This window comes from Pseudomonas reinekei, from assembly GCF_001945365.1.
Taxonomy (GTDB): domain Bacteria; phylum Pseudomonadota; class Gammaproteobacteria; order Pseudomonadales; family Pseudomonadaceae; genus Aquipseudomonas; species Aquipseudomonas reinekei.
Genome location: NZ_MSTQ01000042.1, coordinates 1 through 2,363 on the forward strand (window position 1 = coordinate 1; position 2,363 = coordinate 2,363).

Genomic DNA, 2,363 nt, shown 5'->3' on the forward strand with positions numbered 1-2,363 from the left:
ACCTCAAGGGCAACCGCCTGCTGCGCCACGCCGACCGGCATTACGACTACGACGCCTACGGCAACCTGATCCGCGAACGCCGCGGCGAAAACGTCACCGAATATCGCTACGACAGCCAGCACCGCCTGACCGGCTTCACCGCGCCCGACGGTCGCGAAACATCCTACCGCTACGACGCCTTCGGCCGACGCATCGCCAAGACCATCGATGGCCAGACCACGCAATTTTTCTGGCAAGGCGACCACCTCATCGCCGAAAGCAGCCAAACCCACTACCGCAGCTACCTCTACGAACCCGGCAGCTTCCGCCCCCTGGCCCTGCTCGACGGCAAAGGCCCAAAACACGCCTGCCCGTTCTACTACCACCTCGACCACCTCGGCACCCCGCAGGAACTCACCGACTACAGCGGGGAGATCGTCTGGTCGGCCAAATATACGGCCTACGGCGAGCTCAGCCAGCTTTCCCACGGCGGCGGCGAACAGCTGGAACAGCCGCTGCGTTTCCAGGGCCAGTACTTCGACGCCGAAAGCGGGCTGCACTACAACCGCCATCGCTATTACCACCCGGATACCGGGCGCTACCTGACGCCGGATCCGGTGAAGCTGGCGGGTGGGTTGAACCCCTATCGGTACACACCGAATCCGACGGGGTGGGTGGATCCGCTGGGGTTGAGCGGGAATTGTCCGGGGGGGAATAAGTCGGGTTGCTCTGCGCCGGATGATGTTGTTGGGGTTAAGGTTGACGACGGTGAGCCGACGCTTCCGAAGCTGTCGTCGAAGCAGCGTAGGGATAGAATTGATAAGTTGGCTGAGGCGAATGCCCGGCGACGGGTTGTAGAGTATGAAAAAAAGTATGATATGCATACGATTAAAAAGCACAGTTCGGAGATATCTGAACAAGCGCTTAAGCAACGTGCTATCAACGGCGCGGATCCTCATACCGGTAAAGTACCTAAGCCGGCTAAAGGAAATTTGAGTTCGCAGTTTAGTAATTGGCGCATTCACTTGAGTGCATTGAATAAAGCGATGTCAAGGGAGCAACTTGGGTTAAGTCCGCATACGGGACGAGACCATAACAGAGACCCTGTTGTAAGAATGGAGCTTCCGGGAGCTGGTCGTGGCTATCGGCCGAATAAAAAAGACAGTGAAAATCCTCATTTGAATGAAAGCTTGAACTGGTTTGAAGTGAAGTTTGATAAGGATGACCCGGCGCGGCCCTACACTGCTTTCCCTTCGGAGAAAAAGTGATGTTACGAGATCCTTTTATAGATGAGGCATTTATACCTGATCTTATGTGGTTTATCGGTAGCTTCAATGTTTATGATCGTGAGGATTCGCGAGGCGTAGAACTTGAAATTTACAATCCGAATAATCAGGCGGATAGAGCAGAACTGATACGAAGATATAGTTTAAATCTGAACTGTTTGTCCTATAGACATAAATTTTTGCTAGTGGAAGCGCTAGCCAATAAATTGGCTGATAAAAGTTACGACTTTCAGAGGTTATTTGATGTTGATGAAGACGAAGCGTCGAGTTGGCCTCGTGGCGAATGGTATGCGCTAGAGAGTCCCCGGGCATTTCTTCAAAATGTGTACGAGTTAGCGCAAGAGGTTTGGAAAGATGATCTGCTGCAAGCACGTTCCGAAGATCAATCCGCTTGGTGACTGAAAAATAGAGATGTACTGGATGTGGTTGGCCGGCGGTTGCGGGCTCGGCCTTTGTGAGTGGGCTAAGTGAAGGGCAATTCGAGATTTGAATTGTTTCTGCCGCCGCCATCGCGAGCTTGCTCGCGATGGCGTCCGATCGGTCAGCGCTGCCCCGCCAACCAGGTCTCTTCAGGCTCAGACACCGCCAAGCTATCAATCACATGCACGCTATACCCCGGCACATTCGCGTGGTGTTTGGCTTGGGATGCCATTTCCGCCAACTGGCTGGCGTCGATTTCCCCACAGGCTTGTGGATGCAGGTGCACCACGCTGATGGACAGCGAAAGCAACGGGAATTCCTGGCGCACGCCCTGGCGGTTGGGGGCGATGAAGCCGCCGGCTTCGAGGTGTTCGGGGCGGTAGAGGCGGCGGCACTGGCTTTGAAGCACCTGCGCTTGCCGGACAACAGTCGCCTGCAGTAGCACCGCGAAAAAGACGGGGCGCTGACGGCCATTGACCTTAACGGCTCGCGGCTGCCTGATGCCGGATCCGGTGAAGCTGGCGGGTGGGTTGAACCCCTATCGGTACACACCGAATCCGACGGGGTGGGTGGATCCGTTGGGGTTGGCTTGCCAATGTCCTGGTGATATCGATGCAGACGGTCCGTTTAGTGAAATTGTTCCGGGTGGCGGATTAGCGGCACACGAGGCTCAAGGAG

2 protein-coding genes and 2 pseudogenes are annotated in these 2,363 nt (G+C 55.5%); 3 read left to right on the forward strand and 1 reads right to left on the reverse strand.

The features are described 5' to 3' along the window. Together BVK86_RS28820 and BVK86_RS28825 are read left to right on the forward strand one after the other, a co-directional pair. Positions 1-1,247 (forward strand): RHS repeat domain-containing protein (locus BVK86_RS28820; RefSeq protein ID WP_139315820.1); only part of this gene is annotated, 1,247 nt, incomplete at its 5' end. After that, positions 1,247-1,663, forward strand: a complete 417-nt coding sequence (locus BVK86_RS28825; RefSeq protein ID WP_075949606.1) for a hypothetical protein — start codon at positions 1,247-1,249, stop codon at positions 1,661-1,663. The genes BVK86_RS28820 and BVK86_RS28825, both read left to right, overlap by 1 nt. A gap of 143 nt (positions 1,664-1,806) precedes the next feature. On the opposite strand, the pseudogene BVK86_RS28830 reads toward BVK86_RS28825, so the two are convergent. After that, a pseudogene (locus BVK86_RS28830) lies at positions 1,807-2,088 on the reverse strand (diguanylate phosphodiesterase); the annotation flags it as partial. A gap of 94 nt (positions 2,089-2,182) precedes the next feature. Here BVK86_RS28830 and BVK86_RS30675 point away from each other — a divergent pair. Then, positions 2,183-2,363 (forward strand): annotated as a pseudogene (locus BVK86_RS30675) (hypothetical protein); the annotation flags it as partial.

Excerpts from the sequence above, each read along its gene's own strand:
- BVK86_RS28825 (WP_075949606.1), top strand. The coding sequence starts at position 1,247 with ATGTTACGAGATCCTTTTATAGATGAGGCATTTATACCTGATCTTATG.